A 24,144-nucleotide genomic window follows, 5' to 3' on the forward strand; every position below is an offset into this window, starting at 1 on the left:
CGACCACGACGCGGCGCCCCCACCCACCCGCCCGACATCGCCTCACCCTGGTCTTCACTCACCCGGGCGACCGCCCGGGTGCCTGGCCGGGCCGGTCGGTGGGCTCGTCCCAGGCGGATGGCCCACCGGGTGCTGGGCGGGGCCGGTTGGTGAACTCCCCGCGCTGAGCCGCTCGGCTCGGCGTCGGCGAGACGTGAGAAATGGCCCTGGAATCGCGCTGTTCCGGGGCCATTTCTCACGTCTCGGTCTCGCCAGGGGCGACGTCTGGTCAGCCCCGCCCGTCGCCGTCGTCAGCCGACCACAGGCTCTAGCCGGACGCACCAGGCCTCCACGCGGTGAACCAGGGTTCGACCTCGCGGGACCACGTTTCTACCTCGCTGGACCGGGGTTCTACTTGGCGCGACCACGGTTCTACTTCGGCGGACTACGGCTGTCTCGGTGCGACTCGGCCACCTGCCCGGGTGACGGGATGGCGGAGCGGTGGGGGTGGGCTCGGTGGCGAAGGGGCGTCAGAGCCGCGCTCCCAGAACCCACGGCCGACGAACCACGGTGACGGCGCGGCAGCCCCGAGCACCGAGACCACCCGCGCCGCGGACCCGACCCCGCGGGCCTGAGACCCGACCCGCGCCGCGGACCCGACCGCAGCAACTCCCAGGCCAGACACAGACGGCGGTCGCTCACCTCAGGAGGTGGGCGACCGCCGTCGTGCCGACGTCGGGACTCAGCGGCCCTGGTTGGCGACCGCGGCGGCGGCCTCCTTGGCGGCCTCGGGGTCGAGGTAGCGGCCGCCCTTCGTGAGCGGCTTCAGGTTCTCGTCCAGCTCGTAGAGCAGCGGGATGCCGGTCGGGATGTTGAGGCCGGCGATGTCGGCGTCCGAGATGCCGTCGAGGTGCTTGACGAGGGCGCGCAGCGAGTTGCCGTGCGCCGCGACGAGGACGGTCTTGCCGGCCTTGAGGTCCGGGACGACCTCGGCGTCCCAGTAGGGCAGGGCGCGCTCGAGCACGTCCTTGAGGCACTCGGTGCGCACGACCGGCGCGTCGGCGTAGCGCGGGTCCGCGTCCTGCGAGAACTCCGAGCCCAGCTCGATCTCGGGCGGCGGGACGTCGTAGGAGCGGCGCCAGAGCATGAACTGCTCCTCGCCGTACTGCTCGAGCGTCTGCTTCTTGTCCTTGCCCTGCAGGGCGCCGTAGTGGCGCTCGTTGAGGCGCCAGGAGCGCTTGACCGGGATCCAGTGGCGGTCGGCGGCGTCGAGCGAGAGGTTCGCCGTCGTGATGGCGCGGCGCAGGAGCGAGGTGTGCACGACGTCGGGCAGGACGCCCGACTCGGCGAGGAGCTCGCCGCCGCGCTTCGCCTCCTCGGTGCCCTTCTCGGACAGGGGGACGTCCACCCAGCCGGTGAACAGGTTCTTCGCGTTCCAGTCGCTCTCGCCGTGGCGGAGCAGCACGAGGGTGTAGGTCATGGCATCCATCCTGCCGCACCGGGCCACGGCCCAGCACCCGCGTCCCACGTGGTGGTGACCGTCGCCGTCGGGCGTGGGACGAAGGTCCGACCGCTCTCCCGCAGGCCGGGAATCGGATGCCCGGGGCGAGCGTTGCGCGAGGTATGCCGATCGACGGAGAGTACGCCCCGAGCCCGAGCGCCTGGTCACGCAAGCAGGCCGAGTCCTACGAGGCGTCCGGCGGGACGAGGAGCACGACGTTGAACGGGATGCCCGTCGTCGTGCTCACGACCCTCGGGCGCCGGTCCGGGAAGGTGCGTAAGACGCCGCTCATGCGCGTCGAGCACGACGGCGCCTACGCCGTCGTCGCGTCGCTCGGCGGGGCGCCGGAGCACCCGGTCTGGTTCCACAACGTCGTCGCCCACCCGCAGGTCGAGCTCCAGGACGGGGCCGAGCGCCACGACTACGTCGCGCGCGAGGTCCACGGCGAGGAGAAGGCGCTCTGGTGGGAGCGCGCGGTCGCGGCCTACCCGTCGTACGCGGACTACCAGACGCGCACGTCGCGCGAGATCCCGGTGCTGGTCCTGGAGCGGTCCGACGACGTCGCCTGAGCCTGGCCCGGCGGGCCGTCAGCGCGCCGCGCGGACCTTCTTCGCCTGCGCGTAGACGTCGAGCATGCGGACGGCCGCGGCGTCCCAGCCGAAGCGTTCGCTCACCCGGCGCGCGCCCGCGCCGAGCGCTTCGCGGCGCGCGTCGTCGGCGAGGAGGTCGGCGAGCGCGCGCGCCCACGTGGACGGCTCGTGGCCCGGGACGAGGGCGCCCGAGACGCCGTCCTCCACGACCGTCCGCAGCCCGCCGACGGCGGCCGCCACCACGGGCGTGCCGCTCGCCTGCGCCTCGGCGGCGACGAGGCCGAACGACTCGTTGTGCGACGGGACGGCGACGAGGTCGGCGGCGCGGTAGTAGCGCACGAGCTCTTCGCGCGGGACGGGCGGGCGCACGAGGACGTGGTCGCTCACGCCCATCTGGTAGGCGAGGGCCTCGAGCTCGCGCACGGCCGTGGGGCGACCGCTGGGGCCGCCGAGCACGACGAGCGTCGGCACGGGCCCGCCACGCTCGGCGAGCTCGCCGAGCGCGCGGACGAGGACGTCGGGACCCTTGAGCGGCTGGACCCGGCCCGCGAAGAGCACCAGACCGCCCTTCGTGGGGAGGTCGAGCGCGGCGCGCAGCGCGCTGCGCGGCTCCGGCGCGGGCGAGAACAGGTCGAGGTCCACCCCCGGCGGCACCACGTGCACGCGCGCGGGGTCCGCCGCGTAGTCGCGCACGAGGTCCTGCGCCTCGGCGTCCGTGCTCGCCACGAGCGCGTCGGACTCCGCCACGACCTGCTCCTCGCCGATGATCCGGCCGAGCGGCTCGGGCGCGTCGCCCGGGGCGAGCGCGGCGTTCTTCACTCGCGCGAGCGTGTGCATCGTGTGGACGAGCGGGACGTCCCACCGGTCGGCGGCGAGCCAGCCGACCTGCCCGGACAGCCAGTAGTGCGTGTGCACGACGTCGTACCAGCCCACGTGGTGACGGGCCTCCGCGCGCAGGACGCCCGCGGTGAACGCGCACAGCTGGCCCGGCAGGTCGTGCTTGTCGAGCCCCTCGAACGGGCCGGCGACGACGTGGCGCACCGTGACGCCGTCCGCCACCTCCACGCGGGGCTGCTGGGACGACGCCGTCGCGCGCGTGAAGATCTCGACCTGCGCCCCGCGTCGGGCGAGGGCGTGCGCGAGCTCGGTGACGTACACGTTCATGCCGCCGGCGTCGCCCGTCCCGGGCTGGTCCAGGGGCGACGTGTGCACCGACAGCATCGCCACGCGCAGCGGGCTCGGCGCGTCGGCCGTGGGGTCGTCCACGGGGGATCCGTCCACGAGCGGTCAGGCCTCCACGACGCAGGCCGGGGCCGGCAGCGCGAGGACGTCCAGCACCTCGGCCGTCCCGTCCGCGCGCGCCACGCGCAGGAGCGCGAGGTTCGACGTGGGCTCGTCGCCGTCCGCCTCTCCCGCGCTCTCGGCGGGGGGAGCGTCGTCCTGGTTGGCGACGACGACGAGGTCGTGGTCGGGCGCGCCGGCCGGCGCGTCGGCGCTCAGGACCGCGAAGTGGCGCGGCTTCGCCCCGCCGACCGGGGAGTCGGCGAGGTGCTCCAGCGCGGGGGCAGCGCCGTCGGCCCCGGGGACGACCGCGTGGACCGCGAGGACGTCCGCGCCGCGCACCGCCACGAGTATGCGCGCACCGTCCGCGGTGACCGCCACGTGCGACGGGAAGCTGGGGGCGCCCGCCGGGGCGGCGGCGTGCGTGACGTCGTAGCGCGCGACGACGTCGTACGCGCGCTCTCCCGCCCGGTCGACCGGGGCGAGGACGAACAGCGCCGGGTCGAGCTCGCCGACCACGACGAGGTGGCCGGACTGGAGCGCGGCGAGGTGGCGCGGGCCCGTGCCCGGAGGGAACGTCGCCACGACGCGCGCCGGCGTCCCGTCGGGGGCGGCGGGGTCGTGGCGGCGCAGCTCGTCGGTCCCGAGGTCGACGACGAGCACGTCGCCGCTCCCGTCGTCGGCCGCGCCCAGGTCGGCGAGCGGGGCGACGAAGTGGGCATGCGGGCCCTCCTGCCGGCTGATCACGGGACCCGAGCCCGAGTGCCACTGGCGACGCGCGCCCGCGCCACCCGCCGAGCCGAGCGCGCCGTCCTCGGCGGTCGGCACGACCGAGAGGACGCCGTCCCCGTAGTTCGCGACGAGCACACCGCGACCGGTCGCGACCACGTGGCAGGGCGAGTCCCCGCCCGTGGGGACGGCCCCGCCGCGCGGCGAGAGGCCGCCGTCGGGCCCGACCGCGAAGGCAGACACCGTGCCCTCCTGCGTCTCGCCGACCGCGTAGAGCGTGCCGCGCGCAAGGGCGAGGAACGAGGGCGACGGCGTCTCGGCGACGAGCGCCGCGCCGACGAACGCGCCGCGCTCGGCGTCCAGCTCGGCGCGCCACACGCCCTCGTCCCGGCCCGTCGCGGGGTGCGGGTAGGTGCCGATCCAGAGGGCGTGGGGCGCGGACGTCATGACCCGAGCCTAGTTTCTCGCCGCGAGTGCCCCGGGCAGGCGTCGGGTCGGCGGGGACGCTCCGGGTGCGCCACGCCCCGGGCACGACGAAGGCGCCCGGCCGCCGACGGGAGAACCGTCGGGCCGGGCGCCCTGGGCCGTGCAGCCGTCTTCGACGGCGTCAGTGCGCCGCGTCGTACGCGGTCTGGATCTCCTGCGAGATGCGGCCGCGGTCGTTGACCGTGTAGCCGTTGGCTCGAGCCCACTCGCGGACCTCGGTCGCGCGCGCCGAACCGGCGCTGCGGCCACGACGGGCCGGGCGTGCCGTCGCACCGCGGGACGAGACCTTGCGCGCGTTGCCGACCCACGACGCGAACGCGTCGCGCAGCTCCTGCGCATTCTTCGTGCTGAGGTCGATCTCGTAGGAGACGCCGTCGAGGGCGAACGTGACGGTCTCGTCCGCCGCACCACCGTCGATGTCGTCCACGAGAATTACCTGGACTTTCTGAGCCACCGTGGTTACCTCACGCTTCACCGGAATGTGTTGTCCACGTCAGGATGCCAGCACGGGGTGTCGACCGTCAATTGTCCTGGCGCGTGTCGCCACAATTCGTGGACGCCGGTCCAGCAAATATCGCGGGAACGTCGCGGCACGGGGCTATGCTTCACCGCGCGCGGCGTCGGTCTTTTGCACCACCGCAGATTCTTGCTGCGCGTCGAGACGCGCGAGCGCGGCGCGCTCGTTCCGGTCCGCGCGGACGATCGCGCGCATCGCGAAATAGAACAGCACGCCGACGCCGAGCGAAGGGATCAGTGCCGCGACGGCAGGCCAGAGGTCGTCCATGGTCTCGATCCTACGTCCGTGCCGAGGCGCTACTGCACGGGCTTCACCAGCGGGAAGAGGATCGTCTCGCGGATCCCCAGGCCCGTGAGCGCCATGAGCAGGCGGTCGATGCCGAGCCCCATCCCGCCCGACGGCGGCATCGCGTACTCCATCGCGGTGAGGAAGTCCTCGTCGATGCGCATGGCCTCCTCGTCGCCCGCGGCGGCGAGGAGCGCCTGCGCCTCGAAGCGCCGGCGCTGGACCACGGGGTCGACGAGCTCGGAGTACCCCGTCGCGAGCTCGACCCCGCGCACGTACAGGTCCCACTTCTCGACCTGCCCGCGCACGGTGCGGTGGTCGCGCGTGAGGGGCGAGGTCTCGACCGGGAAGTCGCGCACGAACGTCGGGGCGACGAGATGGTCGCCCACGCTGTGCTCCCACAGCCCTTCGACGAGCTTTCCGTGGTTGACGTTCTTCGGGTCGAAGGAGAGCTCGAACTTCTCGGCGAAGGCCAGCAGGTGATCGACCGTCGTCTCCGGGGTGATCTCCTCGCCCAGCGCGTCGGACAAGGAGTCGTACATCTTCAGCTGCGTCCATTCGCCGCCGAGGTCGTACTCCGTGCGGTCCGCCAGCGTCACGAGCGTGCTGCCGAGCGCGTCCTGCGCGGCGCGCTGCACGAGGTTCTGCGTGAGCACCGCGATGGTGTCGTAGTCACCGTAGGCCTCGTACGCCTCGAGCATCGCGAATTCCGGCGAGTGCGTGGAGTCCACGCCTTCGTTGCGGAAGTTGCGGTTGATCTCGAAGACCTTCTCCACGCCGCCCACGGCCGCCCTCTTGAGGAACAGCTCGGGTGCGATGCGCAGGAAGAGGTCGATGTCGAACGCATTCATGTGCGTCTCGAACTGACGTGCGGCGGCGCCTTCCGGACGCGTCTGCAGCATCGGCGTCTCGACCTCGACGTAACCGCGCTCCCAGAAGTTCTCGCGGATCGAGCGCACGACGGCGGCGCGCAGGCGCACCGTGTCCCGCGCGGCCGGGCGAGCGATGAGGTCGACGTAGCGCTGGCGGACGCGCGCCTCCTCGGAGAGCTCCTTGTGCAGCACCGGCAGGGGGCGCAGCGCCTTCGCGGCGAGCTGCCACGAGTCCGAGAACACGCTGAGCTCGCCGCGGCGCGAGCTGATGACGCGCCCGTGCGCGAAGAGGTGGTCGCCGAGGTCGACGTCCGCCTTGAACGCGGCGAGCGACTCCTCCCCCACCACGGCCTGGCTGAGCATGACCTGCAGGCGGTTGCCCTCGCCGTCCTGCAGCGTGACGAAGCACAGCTTGCCGGTGTTGCGCAGGAACACGACGCGGCCGGCGACGCCGACCTCGTCCTGCGTCTCCTCGCCCGTCTCGAGGTGCGCGTAGGCGGCCCGAACGGCGGCGATGGTGTGCGTGCGCGGCACGGAGACGGGGTACGCCTCGTCTCCGCGCTCGAGGATCCGCTCGCGCTTCTCGCGGCGGACCTGCATCTGCTCGGGGACGTCGTCGACGTGCCCCTCGGGCTCGGGCACGTCGGAGGAGGGGGTTCCAGCGGGGGTGGTCACCCGAGGATTCTACCGACGCCGCCCGCAGACCCGATCTGCCGAGGTAGAGGCGTGGTACCGCGAGGTAGAGGCGAGGTCGTGACCACGGCTCTACCTCGACGGACCACGGTTCTACCTCGGCGGGAGGGTGGGGAGGAGGTCGAGGGCGAGGTCGAGGATCGGGGCGGAGTGGGTCAGGGCGCCGACGGACAGGTAGTCGACCCCCGTCCCCGCGACCTCGCGCGCCCGGTCGAGGGTGAGGTTGCCGGTCGCCTCGAGCTCGACCTTCGCCGGGACGCCGTCACGGCCCTCGCGGGCCCGGACGGCGGCGACGGTGTCGGCGAGGACCGCCGTCGGCATGTTGTCGAGGAGGAGGAAGTCCGCGCCGGCGGAGACGGCCTCGAGCGCCTGCGCGGTCGTGTCGGCCTCGACCTGGACCAGCACGTCGGGGAACGTCCGACGGATCGCGTCGATCGCGGCGCTCACCGACCCGGCGGCGACGACGTGGTTGTCCTTGACCATCGCGACGTCGTACAGGCCCATGCGCTTGTTCGTCCCGCCGCCTGCCCGCACGGCGTACTTCTCGAGCGCGCGCAGGCCGGGCGTCGTCTTGCGCGTGTCCAGGACCTGGGCACCCGTGCCGGCGAGCTCGCGCGCCCACGCGCGGGTCGCCGTCGCGACGCCCGACGCGCGGCTCGCGAGGTTGAGCAGCGTGCGCTCCGCCGTAAGCAGCACCTGGACCGGTCCCGTGAGGGCGGCGAGCACACGGCCCCGGCCCACGGCCTCGCCGTCGGACGCCGTGAACGTCACCTCGACGGGCGGGAGGCCGAAGCGCTCGGAGACCTGCCGCGTCACCTCCTCGACGACCACGAGGCCCGCGACCACGCCGTCGGCGCGGGCCACGAGGTGGGCCGTCCCCGTGCCCGACGGCGGCACGGTCGCCTGCGTCGTGACGTCGCGCCCCGGTACGGGTCCGAGGTCCTCGTCGAGAGCGCGCGCGACGGTCTCCGCGATCCATGCCGGGTCGAGCCCCGGCTCGACGCGCGACGGGATGCGGTGCGCGCGAGGGGGCCCGGCAACCGCAGGGGGTGTGTCGCCGGACGGCGTGGCGCCGGACGAGACACCAGCGGAAGGGCCGGCGGGGACGGGCTCGGCGGGAGTGCTCACGGTCGCCCACGCTATCCGGTCCGGCAGCCCGCCGTGGACGGCGTCGCGCGGACCCTTGTGCCCGACGCGGGGGTACGTCCGTCCGCGCGCGGCGCGCGCGTAGGCGCGCAGCCGCCGCGCGTAGGCGCGCAGCGGGTCGGCGCGCAGCGGGGTCGGCGGCGGTGTCCGGGGGGGCGTCGTGGCGTCAGCGGACGCGCAGCGTCCCGTCGGGGTCGAGCGAGACGAGGACGCGGCGCTCCCAGGCCGGGTCGGTGGCCGGGAAGTCGGTGCGGAAGTGGCCGCCGCGGCTCTCGGTGCGCAGCGTCGCCGCGGCGGTGAGGGCGGTCGCGACCTGGTGCACGTTCGTCGTCTCCCACTCCGCCGCCTGCGGCTGCGCGACGACGTCGCTCGCCTCGTGCGCGTCGGTGCGGACCGCGGCGAGCCGGGTCGCGGCGGTGGCGAGCGCGTCGCCGGACCGGACGACGCCGGGGCCGGCGGACGCGATCGACTGGATGCGCGAACGGGCCGCCGCCGCGACGAGCGCGGACGGGCCGGGCCGGGCCTCGGGCTCGCCCACCTCGAGCTCGCCCGCCGCGACGCGCTCGGTGATCTGCCGCGCGGCGCGGTGCGCGAACACGAGCCCTTCGAGGAGCGAGTTCGACGCGAGCCGGTTGGCGCCGTGCACGCCGGTGCACGCGACCTCGCCGATCGCGTAGAGGCCGTCGAGCGTCGAGCGACCGTGCAGGTCGGTGACGACCCCGCCGGAGTGGTAGTGCTGCGCGGGCGCGACGGGCACCGGCTCCTCGGTCCAGTCGAGGCCGTTCTCGGCGAGACGCTCGGTGATCGTCGGGAAGCGTGAGCGCAGGAAGTCGGCGCCGAGGTGGCGCGCGTCGAGCAGGACGTGGTCGGAGCCCGTGGCGGCCATCTGGCGCACGATCGCGTGCGCGACGACGTCGCGCGGCGCGAGCTCGGCCATCGGATGCTGCGCCGGCATGAACCGGTGGCCCTCGGTGTCGAGGAGGATCGCGCCCTCGCCGCGCACGGCCTCGGAGATGAGCGGGAGCTGTCCCTTGGCGCCAAGTCCGAGCCACAGGACCGTCGGGTGGAACTGCACGAACTCGAGGTCGCCGAGCGTCGCGCCCGCGCGCAGCGCCGCGGCGATGCCGTCGCCCGTCGCCTGCGACGGGTTGGTCGAGGAGCGGAACACCTGCCCCACTCCCCCGGTCGCCAGCACGACCGCGCGCGCGAGCACCGCGCCGACGCCGTCGCGGGTGCCCTCGCCGCGCACGTGGAGCGTGACGCCGCACGCTCGTGCGGCGCCGTCGGGACCGGGACCGGTGAGGACGTCCAGCACGAGCGCGTTCTCGATGACCTCGATGCCGGGGTCGCTGCGCACGGCCTCGAGCTGCGCGACGAGCGCGCGCGAGATCTCGGCCCCCGTCGCGTCGCCGCCCGCGTGCGCGATGCGGTCGGCGTGATGTCCGCCCTCGCGCGTGAGCGCGATGTCGCCGTTGGCGGCGCGGTCGAAGTTCGCGCCGCGTGCGACGAGCTCGCGCACGCGCGCGGGACCCTCGGTGACGAGCACCTCGACCGCCGTCGGGTCGCACACCCCCACGCCCGCGACGAGCGTGTCGGCGAGGTGCGCCTCGGGCGAGTCCTCGGGGTGCAGCGCGGCGGCGATCCCGCCCTGCGCCCACACCGTCGACCCGGACGACAGCTCGCCCTTCGTGACGAGCAGGACGTGCGGCACGCGCGTGCGCAGCTCGAGCGCCGCGGTGAGGCCCGCGATCCCGGACCCGACGACCACGGCGTCGGCCGTCGTCGTCCAGCCCGGCGCGGGGGCCGCGAGGGTGCGTGCGAGGGTCGTCACCCGGGGTGCACCGTGGAGCCGGCGGCGTCCGCGCCCGCGCGGAACGGCGCGAACGGCAGGCCGCTCGCCTCGAGCCCGTGACCGGCCGGGACGAGCCCGGGCTCGTCCGACAGCTCGACGATCCGGTTCTGCCCGTCGACGAAGACGACGTGCGGCAGGTAGGTGCGCGCGTCGGCGTCGTCGAGCATGCCGTAGGCGATGAGGATGACGACGTCGCCCGGCTTCACGAGGTGCGCCGCGGCGCCGTTGATGCAGACCTCGCCCGCGCCGCGCTCGCCCGGGATCACGTACGTCGTCAACCGCGCGCCGTTGGTGACGTCGACGACGTCGACCTGCTGGCCCGGGTAGAGGTCCGCGGCGTCGAGCAGGTCGGCGTCCACGGTGATCGAGCCGACGTAGTGCAGGTCGGCCTGCGTCACCGTGGCGCGGTGGATCTTGCCGATCATCATGGGTCGCTGCAGCGACGCCGGACGGCGGGGTGTCGACGGGGTCTGCGCGGTCACGCGGTACCTCCAGGTGCGGGGGCACGTCCGGCGGGGTCGTCGGCCCGGGTCGCGGGCGGCGCGATCTCGACGGCCGTGTTGTCGATGAGACGCGTGGTGCCGACGCGCGCCGCGACCAGGAGGAGCCCGGGGCCGACAGCGCCGGGCGCCAGGTCGTCCACCGTAGCGGGATCGACGAGCACCACGTAATCGACGTCAACGCCGGCGGTGGCCTCGAGGATTCCCCGCGCCGCCGCGAGCACGCCGGGGGCGTCGGCGCCGGCCTCGGCGGCCTCGGCCCCGGCGCGCAGCGCGCGGCTCAGCGCGAGCGCGTCGTCCCGCTCGGCGGGCGACAGGTACGCGTTGCGCGACGAGCGCGCGAGCCCGTCCGCCTCGCGCACCGTCGGCACGGCGACGATCTCGACGTCCACGTCGAGGTCCGCGACCAGGCGCCGCACCGCGAGGAGCTGCTGGGCGTCCTTCGCGCCGAACACCGCGACGTCGGGGCGCACCAGGTGCAGCAGCTTGAGCACGACCGTGAGGACGCCGTCGAAGTGGCCCGGTCGGGACGCGCCCTCGAGCACCGTGCCGATCCGACCGGACGTCACCCGGACGATCGGGCCGCCACCCGCGCCGTGCCCCAGGCCCGGGTACATCTCGCCGGTCTCCGGGGCGAAGACGACGTCCACCGACGCGTCGGGACCCGCCGACGCGAGCAGCGCGACGTCCCCCTCGACGTCGCGCGGGTAGCGCTCGTAGTCCTCGCCCGGGCCGAACTGCAGCGGGTTGACGAAGTCGGTGACGACGACCTGCCCGCCCGGCCCCACCTCCGCCCGTGCGCGGCGCACGAGCTCGAGGTGGCCGGCGTGCAGCGCGCCCATCGTCATGACGACGGCGCGGCGCTCGCCCGGGTGCGCTGCGGTCCACGGGTCGAGGGCGGCGCGCAGGGCGGCGCGCGTCTCCACGACGCGCGGGCTGGGCGTGGTGGTCATGACGTCCCTTCGTCGAGTGCGTCGAGGACGGCGCGCGCGGCCACCTCGTCGATGCGCCCGGTCGCGAGCGCGCGGTGCGCGGCGGCGCGGCCCAGCGCCCGGTACGACGGCGGCACGTCGGCCGCGTCGCTCGTCGCCGCGAGCGCGTCGAGGGCCTGGAGGTGCTCGCGGACCGTCCCCACGTCGCCGCGCGACACCGGGCCGGTGAGGCCCAGGAGGGCCCCGTTCCCCGCGCCCGTGCCCGACTCTGCGCCGGAGTCCGCGCCGCGCGTGGCGCCGTCGAGCGCCGCGGTGAGCAGCGGCGCGAGCGCACGGCCCGGCTGCTCCACCCCTGCGGCCTCGAGCGCCTGCGCGGCCTGTGCGACGAGGACCACCAGATGGTTCGCGCCGTGCGCGAGGGCCGCGTGGTAGAGCCCGCGCGACTCCTCCGCGACGACGACGGGCTCGCCGCCGAGCTCGACGACGAGCGCCTGCCCTATCGGGAGCACCGGCGCGGGCGCGGTGACGGCGAACGTCGTGCCCTCGAGCCGCGCGAGGTCGAGCGACGTGCCGGTGAAGGTCATCGCCGGGTGGATCGCGAGCGGGATCGCGCCCGCGGCGCGCGCCGGGTCGAGGACGGCGGCGCCGTACCGACCGGACGTGTGCACGACGATCTGCCCCGGCTGCCACGCCCCCACGTCGGCGAGCCCACGGACCAGGCCCGGCAGGGCGTCGTCGGGCACGGCGAGGAGAGCGAGCTCGGCGCGCTCGACGACCTGCGGCACCTCGAGGACGGGCACGCCCGGCAGGAGGGTCTCGATGCGCTCGCGCGACGCCTCGGAGATGCCGCTCGCGCCGACCACCGCGTGCCCGGTGGCGCGCAGCGCGCTCCCGAGCACCGCACCGACGCGGCCCGCGCCGACGACACCGACGCCGAGCCGCCCGGGGCGTCGCGCGTCGGGCGCGCTCACGCCTGCCTCCCGACGTCCTGCCCGTCGGGCACCTCGTCGTGCGCCTGGTCGGGCGCCTGGTCAGGCACCGCGTCAGGCACCGCGTCGAGCGGGACCTCGTCGCGGCGCATCCACAGCTCCGGCCCCTGGTGCGCGCGAGCCGCGTGGGCACGCGCCGCCTGGGTGTCGAGAAGGCGCGCGGCGTCGGCGGAGTCGAGGTGCGCGACCTTGGGGATGACGGGGCCGGGCGTCGAGTGCACGGCGAACGTCGCGACGTCGAACCGGCGCTGCAGCGGCCCCTGCTCGAGCCCGAGCGACTGCGTGCGCTCGTGCGGCACGACGACGAGGCTGCGGAAGATGCGGCCGGAACGCAGCACGAGCGCACGGTCGGTCACCGTGAACCCGCTGCGCCGCCACGCGACGAGGTCGAGGAGCCGCGCCCGGCGCGGCGTGACCACGAAGTGCTCGCCCGCGTCGAGGCCCGACAGCCCCTCGTCGAGGAGCGCGCGCGGGTCGGGCGTGCCGAGGTCCGGCAGGACGAGCCACAGCGCCGCGAGCGCCTCGTCGCGTGTCCCGACGGGCAGCAGGACGCTCTTCGTCTGGGACCCGTCGGCGCTCGGCCCGTACCCGGCGACGTTGACGTCGACGCGCCACCAGTCCGGTCCGCGCCAGAACGGGCCCTGGAGCAGCCGCACGGCCTGGACGCGGCCGGGCGGGATGGTCTGCGAGCGCGTCTCGAGCAGGCCGTGGCGCAGCCGGATGCCGTCGGGCGAGATCGCAGAGCGGAAGCCGAACTCGCCCGAGAACCGCTGGAACAGGTAGCCGCCGAACCCCAGGACCGCGGGCAGCGCGCTGAACAGGATGCTGATCTCGCGCGTGCCGATCACGACCCCGACGATGCCCAGGATGCCGAGCACGAGGCCGACGGTCGCGCCCGATCGCACGAGCGACGCGACGAGCCGCCCCGGCCCGACGGCCGTGACCGGCTGCTCGGGCGCCTCGAGCAGGGGGGCGGGCGCCGCGGAGTCGCCCGCCTGCCCGGCGGCGCCGCCACGCTCCGGGTGCTCCGGGTCCCCGGGGAGGGCGCCGCCTTCGGGACGCTCGCCCGGACCGGTGGGCCCCGTGGTCGGAGGGGTCGGGCGCGCCCCGACGCGCAGGCCCGCGGCGAGCGCGAGCAGCTCGACCCGGAGGCGGTTCGCGTCGGCCTCCTTGAGGAACCCGAGCTTCACGCCCGAGTCGCCGCCGCCCGCCACCTCGAGCTTGAGCTCGGCGAGCCCGAAGAACCGGGCGACGAGCGGCTGGACGACGTCGACCGCCTGGAGCCGGTCGAGGCGAGCACGCCGCTGCTGGCGGAACAGGACGCCGGTGCGCAGGTGCACGGACTCGGCGTCGACCGCGTAGCTCGTCATGCGCCACGCGAGGGCGGAGTAGCCGAGCCCGATCAGGCCGATGGCCAGCACCCCGAGCAGGATCTGCCACCAGCGGTCGCCCTCGAGGAGGTTCTGCCCCTCGGGCAGGCCGTTGATCGTCTGCTGCCCGACGACGACGAGCAGCACCGCGATGACCGTCCAGCCCCGCACGAGCGGCGTGACGGGGTGCACCCGCTGCCAGTCGAGCGCGGCCGCCGATGCCTCGTGGGACGGCACGCCCGGGGCCGGGGCGCCCGGGGCCGACGCGTCGGGTGTGCCGGGGCCGGGGACCTCGCCGCTCACAGGCCAGCCAGCCGGGCTTCGCCGCGCGACGCCAGCCGGTCGCGCAGGCGGTCCGCCTCGGCCGGCTCGAGGCCCTCGATCGTCGCGTCCGTCGACGCGGACGCCGTGTGGAGCTGGATCTGCGCGATGCGCAGCTTGCGGGCGAGCGGCCCGGCCTGGACGTCCACGTACTGCATGCGCCCGTACGGCACGACGACGAGCGAGCGGAACATGATCCCCTTGCGGATGAGCAGGTCGTCGTCGCGCTCGGCGTAGCCGATCGCGCGCACCTGGCGCGGCACGAGCAGCGCCGCCCACAGGCCGATCAGCGCGAGCACGGCGAGGACGAGCCACTGCCACCAGTGCGGGAACAGGACCGCGAGCACGACCACCGGCACCGCGACCACGGCGAGCGTGGTCGCCGTGGAGAGGAGTCGCGCCGTCACCAGCCGCGGCGACACGCCCGACCACACGACCCCGGGCGGGTCGAACGGACCCGTGCCCGCAGCGACAGGAGGACGGTCGGTCTCGGGCGTCCCGTGAGGATCGGTCATGGGACGATCCTGCCATCTTGCGTCCGCACGACGGTCCCGAGAGCAAGCTCGCGCACGACGTCCGCGCGGGTCAGCGTCCAGCCGACGAGCCCGAGACCCCGCCACCGCGACGCCCAGCAGCTCGACTCACGTGTCGTCGTGGCACTCCCCCGCCCCGGCGATCGCGAACCCGGCGCGGTCGCCGGGGCCGAGCGTCGGCTCGGGGCTCCCTTCCGAGGCCATGAGCTCGGCCGGGTCGTCGACGTGGTCGAGACCGAGCACGTGGCCCAGCTCGTGCAGCGCGATCGCCTCCACCTCCGCCTGCCCGGCGGGCTCGCCCAGTCGATCGTCGAGCACGTCGGCGTTCAGCAGGACGACGCCGCTCACGAGGCGCGGGCCCGACGGCAGGTCGACGCGCACGTGCGTGCCGAGCCCGCCCGTCCTCGCGTCGAGCGCGGGGTCGGTCTCCGCGCCCGCCCACGCGACGAGCACCGGCGCCCACCGGTCGGCGTACCGGTCGGGCTGCAGGGCCGCCCGGTCGGTCGCCGGGACCTCGTCGACGGCGCCGTCCTCCACGAGGTCGAGCCCCGTCGCGTCCTCGGCCCGCACGACGGCGCGGCGCACCGCGTCGAGCACGGCGGCCGGCATGCCCTCGCCCACGACGTAGTGCAGGGGTCGGCAGGGGTCGAACCGGACGGGCGTGCCGTCGTCGGTGACGGAGAAGAACGCGTACGAGGTGCCCGGCCCCGGGTCGACGGCGGGGCGCAGCCGGCCGGGACGGGCGTCCCCCGGGAGCGGGGGGACGGGGAGCCCGTCGAGCGTCACCGTCCCGGCGGCCGGGTCGACGGCGGAGGACGTGGGCACGAGCAGCCCGACGTGCGCCGGGGTGTCGAGGGCGGCGCGACGCGCGAGCTCGGGCCGCACGAGCTCGGTCCACCCCACGACGACCACGGCGAGCACGATCAGGCTCGAGAGCGCGGCCGAGAGCCCTGACCCGACCGGCCGCCTGCCGCCCTGCCCGCCGCGGGTCACCCGAAGCAGCCGTGCACGTCGTCGGCGGTGCGCGGGTCCCGCGTGGAGCCGAACATCCAGGATGAGCAGTCACGATGCACGTTCGACAGATTGCCAGAATCTCTGCGTCGGGCCGGTGGCACCCCGCTGAACGGTGCATGAACAGGCACGGCGAGGCCCGTCGCACCCGACGCTGCCGCCCGGGGATCAGGCGGAGGCGCCGGCCTCACCGTTCGACTCCTCGGGTCGCGGGCGCTCGCCGCGGGCGGTCTCCTCGTCGCTCGGGGGCGGCAGCTCGCAGAACTTCTCGACGACGAGCCCGACCACGGCCAGCACGACCGCGCACAGCACCGCCACGCCCGCCGCGACCATGCGCTCACGACGCGCGTCGATCGCCAGGTCGGGCAGCGCGACCAGCACCTGTGCGCCGTACCACCCGGTGAGCAGCGCGCCCGTCAGGGACGCCGCCTTCGCGAGCACGAACGTGCGTGCCGCCCGGATCGCGTCGAGCGAGGGGCGCCTGCCCTGCTGGTACGCCCGGACCGTCCACCCCGCCCAGAAGATCGCACCCGCGAGCGCGACGATCGCGACGTCGACGATCCACGGCACGACCGGCAGATACGTCCCGCGCCCCTCGAGCGCGCGCACGACGAGCCACCCCACGACCGCGGTCACGACCGCGACGAGCAGGAGGGTGCGGACCGACGTGCGCCGCATCAGCGCTGGGCGTCGGGCGCGGGCCCCGACACCGGCGGGAACGGCGGCCACGGGTCGCCCGCGGTGTGCAACGACGTGTCCGCGAGCGGTCCGGGGGCCGACGCCGGCACCGGCGCGACCCCTGCCGAGACGGGCCCGAACGGTACGGACCGGATCATGCTGTCGTCGGACAGCGGCGCGGGCGGGGCGTCGTGGTGCGGAGCCTCCGGGGCGACACCCTCGGAGACGGGCGCGAACACCGGACGTCGCTCACGGACGGGCTCCTGCGGGTGCCCCACGGGAGTCGTCACAGGAGGGGCCACGAGAGACACCAGGGGAGGAAGAGCCGCGGGGACCGCTGCGGGCATCGCCGTCGGCAGCGCCGCGCCCGGCGCCGGCGGGTGGGGCGGCTGCTGCCGGTCGGGATCCTGCGGCGCGAAGGGCTGCGGAGCGGCCGCTGGCGCGGTGTACGACGGTGCGGCGTGCGGGGGTTCCGCGGGCCGCACGACGGCGGGCTCCGGCGCGACGGCCGGCTCCGGCGCAGGAGAGGGAGCGGGCTGCGGCGCGGGTGCTGCGTCGGTGCTGCCCGTCGCGACGTGGACGGCGCCCGCCGGCTCGGGCGCGGGGTCGGTCAGCCAGTCGAGCGCGAGCCAACGGATGCCCCCGCGGTCGGGAGCGGTCGCGGCGAGCGCCGCGACCGGCCCGCCGCCGAGGCCGGGCAGGACGGCGTCCGGGTCGATCTGCGACCAGGGCTCGAGCACGAACGCCCGCTCGTGCGCGCGCGGGTGCGGCAGCTCCAGGTCGTCCGCGACCGCCGTGAGCGTGCCGTAGACGATGAGGTCCACGTCGAGCGTGCGCGGCCCCCAGTGCTGGTCGCGCACGCGGCCGTGCGCGTGCTCCACCGCCTGGCACGCGAGCAGCAGGTCCCGCGCCGACAGGCGCGTGCGCGCGAGCAGGACCGTGTTGAGGAAGTCGGGCTGTTCGGGGCCGCCCACCGCGGCGGTCCGGGCGAGCGGTGAGACCTCGGTGATCTCGAGACCGGAGATCCGGTCGAGGTCGGTGATCGCGTCCCGCAGGGTCTGCTGCGCGTCGCCGAGATTTGCGCCGAGCGCCAGGACCACCTCGACGAACCCGGCCGGCACGTCGTCCATGCGGTCGTGCTCGTGCTCCACGGTGTCCTCGGACGGGCCCGCCTCGTCGACCGCACCAGCTGCGACGGCTGCACCGGCGGCGACGTCGTCGACGCCGGCGGGCAGGGGCGCGGGCGCGACCTGCGGGGCTGCCGCCTCGACGTCGGCCTGCGCCCCGCCGGGCGTCCCGGCAGGGAGCGCCTCGCCGTCGTGCACGGGGTCCGCGACCGGGGCGGACGCCAGGTCCACGGTCTCCGAGGTATCGGCGCCGGGCGCCTCCGGCCCGGCCCAGCCTGCATGCGCCTCGAGCCCGGCAGGCGCGTCCTCGAGGGGTACAGGAACGGGAACAGGCACGGGGACGACGGGCGCGGGGACCGGCGTGGGCGCCGGTGCGACCGACGCAGGTGCGGCGGGCGGCACGGCGGCCGGCGCCTCGCGCGTCACGTCGAGGTCGTCCACCGGGAGGTCGTGGCGGTCGACCTGCTCGTCCGGCCCGACTGGCCCGGCCGTCCCGGTCTCGGCGGCCGGTGCCGGGTCGAACGGGGCCGGCGCGGGCTGGTCGGTCGGCGCTGCCTCCACGCGTGCGACGTCTGCGCGCGCGGCGTCGGCCTCGACGACGGCGCCGGTCACCGGGGAGATGCTCGGCGGCATGACGTCGGGTGCCGGCGCGAGGACGACGTGCTCGTCCCCGGCGGGAGCGACGCTCTCGACACCGTGGATCAGTGCCGGCGCGACGGACCCGACCGGGATCGGCCCGACGGGCTGGGACTCCCGCGGGTCGCCGCCGTCCGGGCGCCCGCCCGGGATGCTCGGGCGGCGCAGCGGCGCGACCACCGGGACGACCACGCGGTCGCGACGGATGACGACCTCGACGTCGTCGAACGGCACCGTGATCGGCGCCTGCGGCTTGTGGACGGCGACGTCGACCGCGACCACCTCGGGGTGCGTGAGGATGGTCGCCGCGATGCGCTCGGCGACGGTCTCGACCAGGTCGGCCGGGGATCCCTCGAGGACCGCGACGACGTCCTGGGCGACGCCCGCGTAGCTCACCGTCTGCGCGAGGTCGTCGCCGCTGGCCGCCGCGCGCGTGTCGAGGTGCAGCACGACGTCGGCGCGGAACAGCTGTCCCTCGACCTTCTCGTGCTCGAAGACCCCGTGGTGGCCCGTCGCGCTCAGTCCGGTGAGACGGATCCGGTCGAAGGGCCGTCCGTCCGCGTCGAGGACCGCTCCTGCGAACGCTGTGGTCACGTCGTGCTCCCGTCCAACCGTGGTTCGTGCGTCGTCGTCGTCCCGCCCCATCCTGCTAGGTCGTCCCCCGCCGCGTCGAGTCGCCGTCCGCGGGCAGGGGCTCGGCGGCGGCCCACGCTGCCGCGACGCGCACGGCGTCGGCCGACGCGCGGACCGCGTGCACGCGCACGCACCACGCGCCCGCGGCGGCGGCGAGCGTCGTCACGGCGGCGGTCGCGTCGTCGCGCCGCAGCGGCGGCACGGGCTGCCCGTCGGAGTGCGCGAGGAGATGCCCGAGGAACCGCTTGCGCGACGCCCCGACGAGCACCGGCAGCCCGAGCGCCTCGAGCTCGGCGAGGCGAGCGAGCAGCGGCCAGTTCGCCGACCCGGCCTTGGAGAAGCCGAGACCCGGGTCGAGCACGACCTGCTCCCGGCGCACGCCCGCGTCGAGGAGGTTCGCCACGCGGGCGGCGAGCTCGTCGCGCACGTCGGTGACGACGTCGTCGTAGTCCTCGAGCTCGTCCATGACGTCCGCGTGGCCGCGCCAGTGCATGCACACGTACGCGACGCCCGTGCGCGCGACGACCTCCGCCATCGCGGGGTCGGCGAGGCCGCCCGAGACGTCGTTGACGATCCGGGCGCCCGCCTCGACCGCGCGCTCGGCGACGACCGCGCGCGTCGTGTCGACGCTGACGATCGCGCCGTCCGCGGCGAGCGCCGAGATCACGGGGAGCACGCGGGCGAGCTCGGCCTCGACCGGGACGCGCGTCGCCCCGGGGCGCGTCGACTCGCCGCCGACGTCGAGGATGTCGGCCCCCTCGCCGAGCAGCTCGCGCCCGTGCGCGACCGCCGCGTCGGGCTCGTACCACTCGCCGCCGTCGGAGAACGAGTCGGGCGTGACGTTGACGACGCCCATGACGAGCGTGCGGCCGACGTCGGCCAGCTCCTCGAGGCCCGCGACGACGAACCGGTCCACGGTCCTAGCGCCCCAGGATGAGGCTCATCGCCTCGGCGCGGGTCGCGCCGTCGCGCATCTGGCCGCGCACGGCGGACGTGACGGTGCGCGACCCGGGCTTGCGCACGCCGCGCATCGACATGCACAGGTGCTCGCACTCGACGACGACGATCGCCCCGCGCGGTTGGAGGTTCTCGACGAGCGCGTCCGCGACCTGCGACGTCAGCCGCTCCTGGACCTGCGGCCGGCGCGCGTAGACCTCGACGAGGCGCGCGAGCTTCGACAGGCCCGTGATGCGGCCGTCGACGTTGGGGATGTAGCCCACGTGCGCCACGCCGTGGAACGGCACGAGGTGGTGCTCGCACGTCGAGTACACCTCGATGTCCTTGACGAGCACCATCTCCTCGTGACCGAGGTCGAACGTCGTGGTGAGGACGTCGCCGGGCTCCTGGCGCAGGCCCGCGAAGATCTCGCGGTAGGCGCGTGCGACCCGGGCAGGCGTCTCGCGCAGGCCCTCACGGTCGGGGTCCTCCCCGACGGCGAGCAGGAGCTCGCGGACCGCCGCCTCGGCGCGGGGCTGGTCGTAGGGCGGCACGTCCGCCGGGGCGCGGAGGTCCTCCGCCGCGCGCGCCCGGGTGATGCCGCCCGTGTCCTCGCCCATCACCCCTGGTCCGGCTCGCGCGTGTCCGTGACGTCCATGCCGTCCTCGCGCCCCAGGGCCCGGTCCAGCGGGCTGTCGGCCGGGACCTCGCCGATGCGCTCGGGCGGGAGCTCGTCGTTCGCGGCGGCGGCCTCGTCCTGCGGGATGACCGGCGACCCGTTCTGCGCCACCTTCTCGGCGTCCGTGAGCACGGGACCGCGCTGCGAGACCGAGCGCTGCTCGCTCGAGAGCCACACGTCGCGCGCCTCGCGCTTGACGACGGGTGCGAACACCCGCGCGAGCTCGGCCTGGTTGAGCGTCTCCTTCTCGAGGAGCTCGAGCACGAGCGCGTCGAGCACGTCGCGGTACTGGGTGAGCACCTGCCACGCCTCGTCGTGCGCGGACTCGACGAGCTTGCGCACCTCGTGGTCGACCGTGCCCGCGACGGACTCGGAGTAGTCGCGCGTGTGCCCCATGTCGCGGCCCATGAACGGCTCGCCCGAGCCGGTGCCGAGCTTGATCGCGCCGACCCGCTCGCTCATGCCGTACTCGGTGACCATCTTCTTCGCGACCGCCGTGGCCTTCTCGATGTCGTTCGAGGCGCCGGTCGTCGGGTCGTGGAAGACGATCTCCTCGGCGACGCGACCGCCCATCGCGTAGGCGAGCTGGTCGAGCAGCTCGTTGCGCGTCGTCGAGTACTTGTCCTCGGTCGGCATGACCATCGTGTACCCGAGCGCGCGGCCGCGCGGCAGGATCGTCACCTTGGTGACGGGGTCCGTGTAGCGCATCGCGGCGGCGACGAGAGCGTGGCCGCCCTCGTGGTAGGCCGTGATCTTCTGCTCCTTGACGTTCATGACGCGCGTGCGCTTCTGCGGGCCGGCGACGACGCGGTCGATCGCCTCGTCGAGCGCGCGGTCGTCGATGAGCTGCGCGCCGCTGCGGGCCGTGAGGAGCGCGGCCTCGTTGAGCACGTTCGCGAGGTCGGCGCCCGTGAAGCCCGGGGTACGGCGCGCGACGGCCAGGAGGTCGATCTCGGGGACGATCGGCTTGCCCTGCGCGTGCACGCGCAGGATCGCCTCGCGGCCCTTGAGGTCCGGGGCCTCGACCGCGACCTGGCGGTCGAAGCGGCCCGGACGCAGGAGCGCGGGGTCGAGGATGTCGGGGCGGTTGGTCGCCGCGATGAGGATGACGTTCGCCTTGACGTCGAACCCGTCCATCTCGACGAGGAGCTGGTTGAGCGTCTGCTCGCGCTCGTCGTGACCGCCGCCCATGCCCGCGCCGCGGTGGCGGCCGACGGCGTCGATCTCGTCGACGAAGATGATCGCCGGCGAGTTCTCCTTGGCCTGCGTGAACAGGTCGCGCACGCGGCTCGCGCCGACGCCCACGAACATCTCGACGAAGTCCGAGCCGGAGATCGAGTAGAACGGGACGCCCGCCTCGCCCGCGACGGCCCGTGCGAGCAGCGTCTTGCCGGTCCCCGGCGGGCCGTAGAGCAGGACGCCCTTGGGGATCTTCGCCCCGACGGCCTGGAACTTGTCGGGCTCGGCGAGGAACTCCTTGATCTCGTGGAGCTCCTCGACCGCCTCGTCCGCGCCCGCGACGTCGGAGAACGTCACCTGCGGGGTGTCCTTCGACACGAGCTTGGCGCGCGACTTGCCGAAGCCCATGACGCGCGACCCGCCGCCCTGCATGCGCGAGAGCAGGAACCAGAACAGGACGCCGATGATGAGGAACGGGATGAGCAGGCCCAGCAGCGACGACCAGAACGACGGCTGCGCGACCTCCGAGTTGTACCCGTCCGCCGGCTCGGCGGCGACGACGGCGTCGACCACGGCCTCGCCCTGGGGCGCGACGTAGAAGAACTCGACGTTCGTGCCCTTGTTCTCCTCCGACTCCTCGCCCTCGTCGACGACGAAGTCCTCGGACAGGGTGAGGCGCACGCGTTGGTCGCCGTCCACGAGGAGGGCCTGGTCGACCGTGTCGCCCGAGAGCAGCTCGAGGCCCTGGGACGTGTCGATGCGCTGGACGGTCGGGCGCGACAACGTCGCGAACGCGATCCAGAGGATCACGAGGCCCAGGACGATCCAGACGATCGGCCCACTGAGAATCTTCTTGATGTTCATCGGCGACGGGGCGAGCGCCCCGGATCCCTCCGCTCGCGCAAGTGTTCGGGCTCGAAACTACACTCTGGACCTTGACGCCTGCTGGGGATCACGGCTCTGTTCGCCCAGGGCGTGGCCCACGCCCCTGGACGGTGCGTCGGTTCAGCTCGAGTACACGTGCGGCGCGAGCGTGCCGACGAACGGCAGGTTGCGGTACTTCTCCGCGTAGTCGAGGCCGTAGCCCACGACGAACTCGTTGGGGATGTCGAACCCGACGTAGCGCACGTCGACGTCCGTCTTCGCCGCGTCGGGCTTGCGGAGCATCGCCGCGATCTCGACCGACGCGGGACCGCGCGAGCGCAGGTTCGACAACAGCCACGAGAGCGTCAGACCCGAGTCGATGATGTCCTCGACGATGAGCACGTGACGGCCCGTGAGGTCGGCGTCCAGGTCCTTGAGGATCCGCACGACTCCCGACGACTTGGTGCCCGAGCCGTACGACGACACCGCCATCCAGTCCATCTCGACGTGGCTGCGCAGGCGACGCGCGAGGTCCGCCATGACCATCACCGCGCCCTTGAGCACGCCGACGAGCAGCAGGTCCTTGCCCGCGTAGTCCCGGTCGATCTGCTCGGCGATCTCGTCGAGCCGGGCGCCGAGCTGCTCCTCGGTGAGGAGGATGTTCTCGAGGTCGCCGGCGACGTCGGATGCTTCCACGGGTGGTCACTCCAGAGCTGGGGGGAGGGTGGTGGTCCGGGTTGGTCGTTCCGGACCCAGGGAAAGCCTGCCACATGCGCGCCCTGCCCTCAGGCCGCCGGGCAGGTGCACGGGACCCTGGCCGCGCCACGTGGTGACGAGCGCGTCGAGCGCGTCCACGTGGACCGCGAAGAGGTCGCCCGCGGGGCAGCCCGCCCGCAGCGCGGCGGAGCGCAGCGCCCGACGGCGCAGGGCCGGGTGCGCGGCGGCCAGCACCTCCGCGTCGAGCACGACGGCGGCCTCGGCCTCGGCCGGTCGCGTCGCCGTGGCGAGGAGGTCGGCGGCGAGCGCGTCGAGCAGGTCGGCGTCGGCGCGCAGGAGGTCGGCGGTCCGCGCGAGGGCCGGCACGGCACCCGGACCGAGCACGTCGACGAGCGGGGGCACCACCTGTGCGCGCACGAGCGAGCGCAACGGCGGCCCGCTCGTGTCAGGACGAGGTGACGCCCCGCCGTCGTCTCGTCCTGACACCGAGTTGGTGGGGTCGTCCCACCACGTGAGCCCGACGGCGCGGCAGACGGCCTCGGTCTGCGTGCGCCGCAGCGCGAGGAACGGCCGGCGGTAGAGGCCACGGCGCGCGGCCATCCCCGCGAGCGAGCGGGCCCCCGCACCGCGCGCGAGCCCGAGCAGCACGGTCTCGGCCTGGTCGTCCAGCGTGTGCCCCAGCAGGACGGTGGCCGCCCCGCGCGCTCGGGCGGCGTCGTCGAGCGCCGCGTACCGGGCCGCACGTGCCTCGGCCTCCGGCCCACCGCTCGACGTCCCGGCCCTGTCCGACGTGTCGCCCGACGTCGCCCGACGCTCGCCCACGACGACGGTCCGCACCTCGACCGGGTCGAGCCCGAGGTCGCGGCACCGCGCGGCGGCCTCCGCGGCGACCTGCGCGCTGCCCGCCTGCAGTCCGTGGTCCACGACGACGGCACCCGCCCGGAGCCCGAGACGCGGCGCGACGAACGCGGTGGCCGCAGCGAGCGCCGTCGAGTCCGCGCCGCCCGAGCACGCGACGAGCACGACGCTCTCGGGAGCGACGTCGGCGAGCTCGGAGCGCACCGCGCGGCGCGCGTCGGCGACGACCGGCGCCGGTCCGCCCACGACG

At 74.9% G+C, this 24,144-nt stretch carries 22 protein-coding genes; 1 reads left to right on the forward strand and 21 read right to left on the reverse strand.

Going from position 1 to position 24,144, the window contains the following annotated elements; translation table 11 throughout:
- Positions 1-721 precede the first annotated feature (721 nt).
- Positions 722-1,459, reverse strand: coding sequence for a phosphoglyceromutase (locus AC4H2H_RS17420; protein ID WP_494372085.1), 738 nt, complete (start codon positions 1,457-1,459; stop codon positions 722-724).
- A gap of 143 nt (positions 1,460-1,602) precedes the next feature.
- On the opposite strand from AC4H2H_RS17420, the gene AC4H2H_RS17425 reads away from it, so the two are divergent.
- Positions 1,603-2,049 carry a nitroreductase family deazaflavin-dependent oxidoreductase gene (locus AC4H2H_RS17425; RefSeq protein WP_494372086.1) on the forward strand — a complete coding sequence of 149 codons (447 nt, stop codon included), beginning with the start codon at positions 1,603-1,605 and terminating at the stop codon, positions 2,047-2,049.
- An 18-nt stretch (positions 2,050-2,067) separates the two neighbouring features.
- Here AC4H2H_RS17425 and mshA read toward each other — a convergent pair whose 3' ends face one another.
- The 20 genes from mshA to tilS form a co-directional block, all read right to left on the reverse strand.
- On the reverse strand, positions 2,068-3,291 hold the full coding sequence (gene mshA, locus AC4H2H_RS17430; protein WP_494372114.1) for a D-inositol-3-phosphate glycosyltransferase: 1,224 nt from the start codon (positions 3,289-3,291) through the stop codon (positions 2,068-2,070).
- A 66-nt stretch (positions 3,292-3,357) separates the two neighbouring features.
- On the reverse strand, positions 3,358-4,527 hold the full coding sequence (locus AC4H2H_RS17435) for a lactonase family protein (protein WP_494372087.1): 1,170 nt from the start codon (positions 4,525-4,527) through the stop codon (positions 3,358-3,360).
- 160 nt (positions 4,528-4,687) lie between these two features.
- Complete coding sequence (locus AC4H2H_RS17440; protein ID WP_494372088.1) at positions 4,688-5,020, reverse strand: histone-like nucleoid-structuring protein Lsr2; 333 nt, start codon at positions 5,018-5,020, stop codon at positions 4,688-4,690.
- A gap of 144 nt (positions 5,021-5,164) precedes the next feature.
- Entirely contained in the window at positions 5,165-5,350 is a 186-nt protein-coding gene (locus AC4H2H_RS17445; protein ID WP_494372089.1) for a hypothetical protein, read from the reverse strand.
- A gap of 29 nt (positions 5,351-5,379) precedes the next feature.
- Positions 5,380-6,840 (reverse strand): lysine--tRNA ligase, encoded by a 1,461-nt coding sequence (gene lysS / locus AC4H2H_RS17450; RefSeq protein WP_494372115.1) that lies wholly within the window; start codon positions 6,838-6,840, stop codon positions 5,380-5,382.
- Between the two features lie 186 nt (positions 6,841-7,026).
- A complete protein-coding gene (gene nadC, locus AC4H2H_RS17455) occupies positions 7,027-7,947 on the reverse strand; it encodes a carboxylating nicotinate-nucleotide diphosphorylase (RefSeq protein ID WP_494372116.1) in 921 nt (306 codons plus the stop codon).
- Between the two features lie 298 nt (positions 7,948-8,245).
- A complete protein-coding gene (locus tag AC4H2H_RS17460) occupies positions 8,246-9,910 on the reverse strand; it encodes an L-aspartate oxidase (RefSeq protein ID WP_494372090.1) in 1,665 nt (554 codons plus the stop codon).
- Positions 9,907-10,359 (reverse strand): aspartate 1-decarboxylase, encoded by a 453-nt coding sequence (gene panD / locus AC4H2H_RS17465; RefSeq protein WP_494372117.1) that lies wholly within the window; start codon positions 10,357-10,359, stop codon positions 9,907-9,909. The genes AC4H2H_RS17460 and panD overlap by 4 nt, the downstream gene beginning before the upstream one ends.
- 50 nt (positions 10,360-10,409) lie before the next feature.
- Positions 10,410-11,384 carry a pantoate--beta-alanine ligase gene (gene panC, locus AC4H2H_RS17470; RefSeq protein ID WP_494372091.1) on the reverse strand — a complete coding sequence of 325 codons (975 nt, stop codon included), beginning with the start codon at positions 11,382-11,384 and terminating at the stop codon, positions 10,410-10,412.
- Positions 11,381-12,334, reverse strand: a complete 954-nt coding sequence (locus AC4H2H_RS17475) for a Rossmann-like and DUF2520 domain-containing protein (RefSeq protein ID WP_494372092.1) — start codon at positions 12,332-12,334, stop codon at positions 11,381-11,383. Before AC4H2H_RS17475 ends, panC begins: the two co-directional genes overlap by 4 nt.
- On the reverse strand, positions 12,331-14,025 hold the full coding sequence (locus AC4H2H_RS17480) for a PH domain-containing protein (RefSeq protein WP_494372093.1): 1,695 nt from the start codon (positions 14,023-14,025) through the stop codon (positions 12,331-12,333). The genes AC4H2H_RS17475 and AC4H2H_RS17480 overlap by 4 nt, the downstream gene beginning before the upstream one ends.
- The gene (locus tag AC4H2H_RS17485; RefSeq protein ID WP_494372094.1) at positions 14,022-14,558 is read right to left on the reverse strand and encodes a PH domain-containing protein; all 537 of its coding nucleotides are present in this window, start codon (positions 14,556-14,558) and stop codon (positions 14,022-14,024) included. The genes AC4H2H_RS17480 and AC4H2H_RS17485 overlap by 4 nt, the downstream gene beginning before the upstream one ends.
- Before the next feature lie 126 nt (positions 14,559-14,684).
- Positions 14,685-15,569 (reverse strand): matrixin family metalloprotease, encoded by an 885-nt coding sequence (locus AC4H2H_RS17490; RefSeq protein WP_494372095.1) that lies wholly within the window; start codon positions 15,567-15,569, stop codon positions 14,685-14,687.
- 186 nt (positions 15,570-15,755) lie between these two features.
- Positions 15,756-16,265, reverse strand: coding sequence for a DUF3180 domain-containing protein (locus tag AC4H2H_RS17495; RefSeq protein ID WP_494372096.1), 510 nt, complete (start codon positions 16,263-16,265; stop codon positions 15,756-15,758).
- Complete coding sequence (gene folK / locus AC4H2H_RS17500) at positions 16,265-18,622, reverse strand: 2-amino-4-hydroxy-6-hydroxymethyldihydropteridine diphosphokinase (RefSeq protein ID WP_494372097.1); 2,358 nt, start codon at positions 18,620-18,622, stop codon at positions 16,265-16,267. Before folK ends, AC4H2H_RS17495 begins: the two co-directional genes overlap by 1 nt.
- A gap of 55 nt (positions 18,623-18,677) precedes the next feature.
- Entirely contained in the window at positions 18,678-19,517 is an 840-nt protein-coding gene (folP, locus tag AC4H2H_RS17505) for a dihydropteroate synthase (RefSeq protein ID WP_494372118.1), read from the reverse strand.
- A 64-nt stretch (positions 19,518-19,581) separates the two neighbouring features.
- Complete coding sequence (gene folE / locus AC4H2H_RS17510; protein WP_494372098.1) at positions 19,582-20,217, reverse strand: GTP cyclohydrolase I FolE; 636 nt, start codon at positions 20,215-20,217, stop codon at positions 19,582-19,584.
- Complete coding sequence (gene ftsH, locus AC4H2H_RS17515) at positions 20,217-22,319, reverse strand: ATP-dependent zinc metalloprotease FtsH (protein ID WP_494372099.1); 2,103 nt, start codon at positions 22,317-22,319, stop codon at positions 20,217-20,219. Before ftsH ends, folE begins: the two co-directional genes overlap by 1 nt.
- Before the next feature lie 141 nt (positions 22,320-22,460).
- The gene (gene hpt / locus AC4H2H_RS17520; protein WP_494372100.1) at positions 22,461-23,015 is read right to left on the reverse strand and encodes a hypoxanthine phosphoribosyltransferase; all 555 of its coding nucleotides are present in this window, start codon (positions 23,013-23,015) and stop codon (positions 22,461-22,463) included.
- Between the two features lie 6 nt (positions 23,016-23,021).
- On the reverse strand, positions 23,022-24,140 hold the full coding sequence (gene tilS / locus AC4H2H_RS17525; RefSeq protein WP_494372101.1) for a tRNA lysidine(34) synthetase TilS: 1,119 nt from the start codon (positions 24,138-24,140) through the stop codon (positions 23,022-23,024).
- Positions 24,141-24,144 lie beyond the last annotated feature (4 nt).

It is taken from the genome of Cellulosimicrobium sp. BMG9.22 (genome assembly GCF_059159975.1).

Excerpts from the sequence above, each read along its gene's own strand:
- AC4H2H_RS17485 (WP_494372094.1), bottom strand. The coding sequence starts at position 14,558 with ATGACCGATCCTCACGGGACGCCCGAGACCGACCGTCCTCCTGTCGCT.
- mshA (WP_494372114.1), bottom strand. The coding sequence starts at position 3,291 with ATGCTGTCGGTGCACACGTCGCCCCTGGACCAGCCCGGGACGGGCGAC.
- folP (WP_494372118.1), bottom strand. The coding sequence starts at position 19,517 with ATGGGCGTCGTCAACGTCACGCCCGACTCGTTCTCCGACGGCGGCGAG.
- AC4H2H_RS17420 (WP_494372085.1), bottom strand. The coding sequence starts at position 1,459 with ATGACCTACACCCTCGTGCTGCTCCGCCACGGCGAGAGCGACTGGAAC.
- AC4H2H_RS17445 (WP_494372089.1), bottom strand. The coding sequence starts at position 5,350 with ATGGACGACCTCTGGCCTGCCGTCGCGGCACTGATCCCTTCGCTCGGC.
- panD (WP_494372117.1), bottom strand. The coding sequence starts at position 10,359 with ATGATGATCGGCAAGATCCACCGCGCCACGGTGACGCAGGCCGACCTG.
- folE (WP_494372098.1), bottom strand. The coding sequence starts at position 20,217 with ATGGGCGAGGACACGGGCGGCATCACCCGGGCGCGCGCGGCGGAGGAC.
- AC4H2H_RS17495 (WP_494372096.1), bottom strand. The coding sequence starts at position 16,265 with ATGCGGCGCACGTCGGTCCGCACCCTCCTGCTCGTCGCGGTCGTGACC.
- panC (WP_494372091.1), bottom strand. The coding sequence starts at position 11,384 with ATGACCACCACGCCCAGCCCGCGCGTCGTGGAGACGCGCGCCGCCCTG.
- AC4H2H_RS17425 (WP_494372086.1), top strand. The coding sequence starts at position 1,603 with ATGCCGATCGACGGAGAGTACGCCCCGAGCCCGAGCGCCTGGTCACGC.
- ftsH (WP_494372099.1), bottom strand. The coding sequence starts at position 22,319 with ATGAACATCAAGAAGATTCTCAGTGGGCCGATCGTCTGGATCGTCCTG.
- lysS (WP_494372115.1), bottom strand. The coding sequence starts at position 6,840 with ATGCAGGTCCGCCGCGAGAAGCGCGAGCGGATCCTCGAGCGCGGAGAC.
- AC4H2H_RS17435 (WP_494372087.1), bottom strand. The coding sequence starts at position 4,527 with ATGACGTCCGCGCCCCACGCCCTCTGGATCGGCACCTACCCGCACCCC.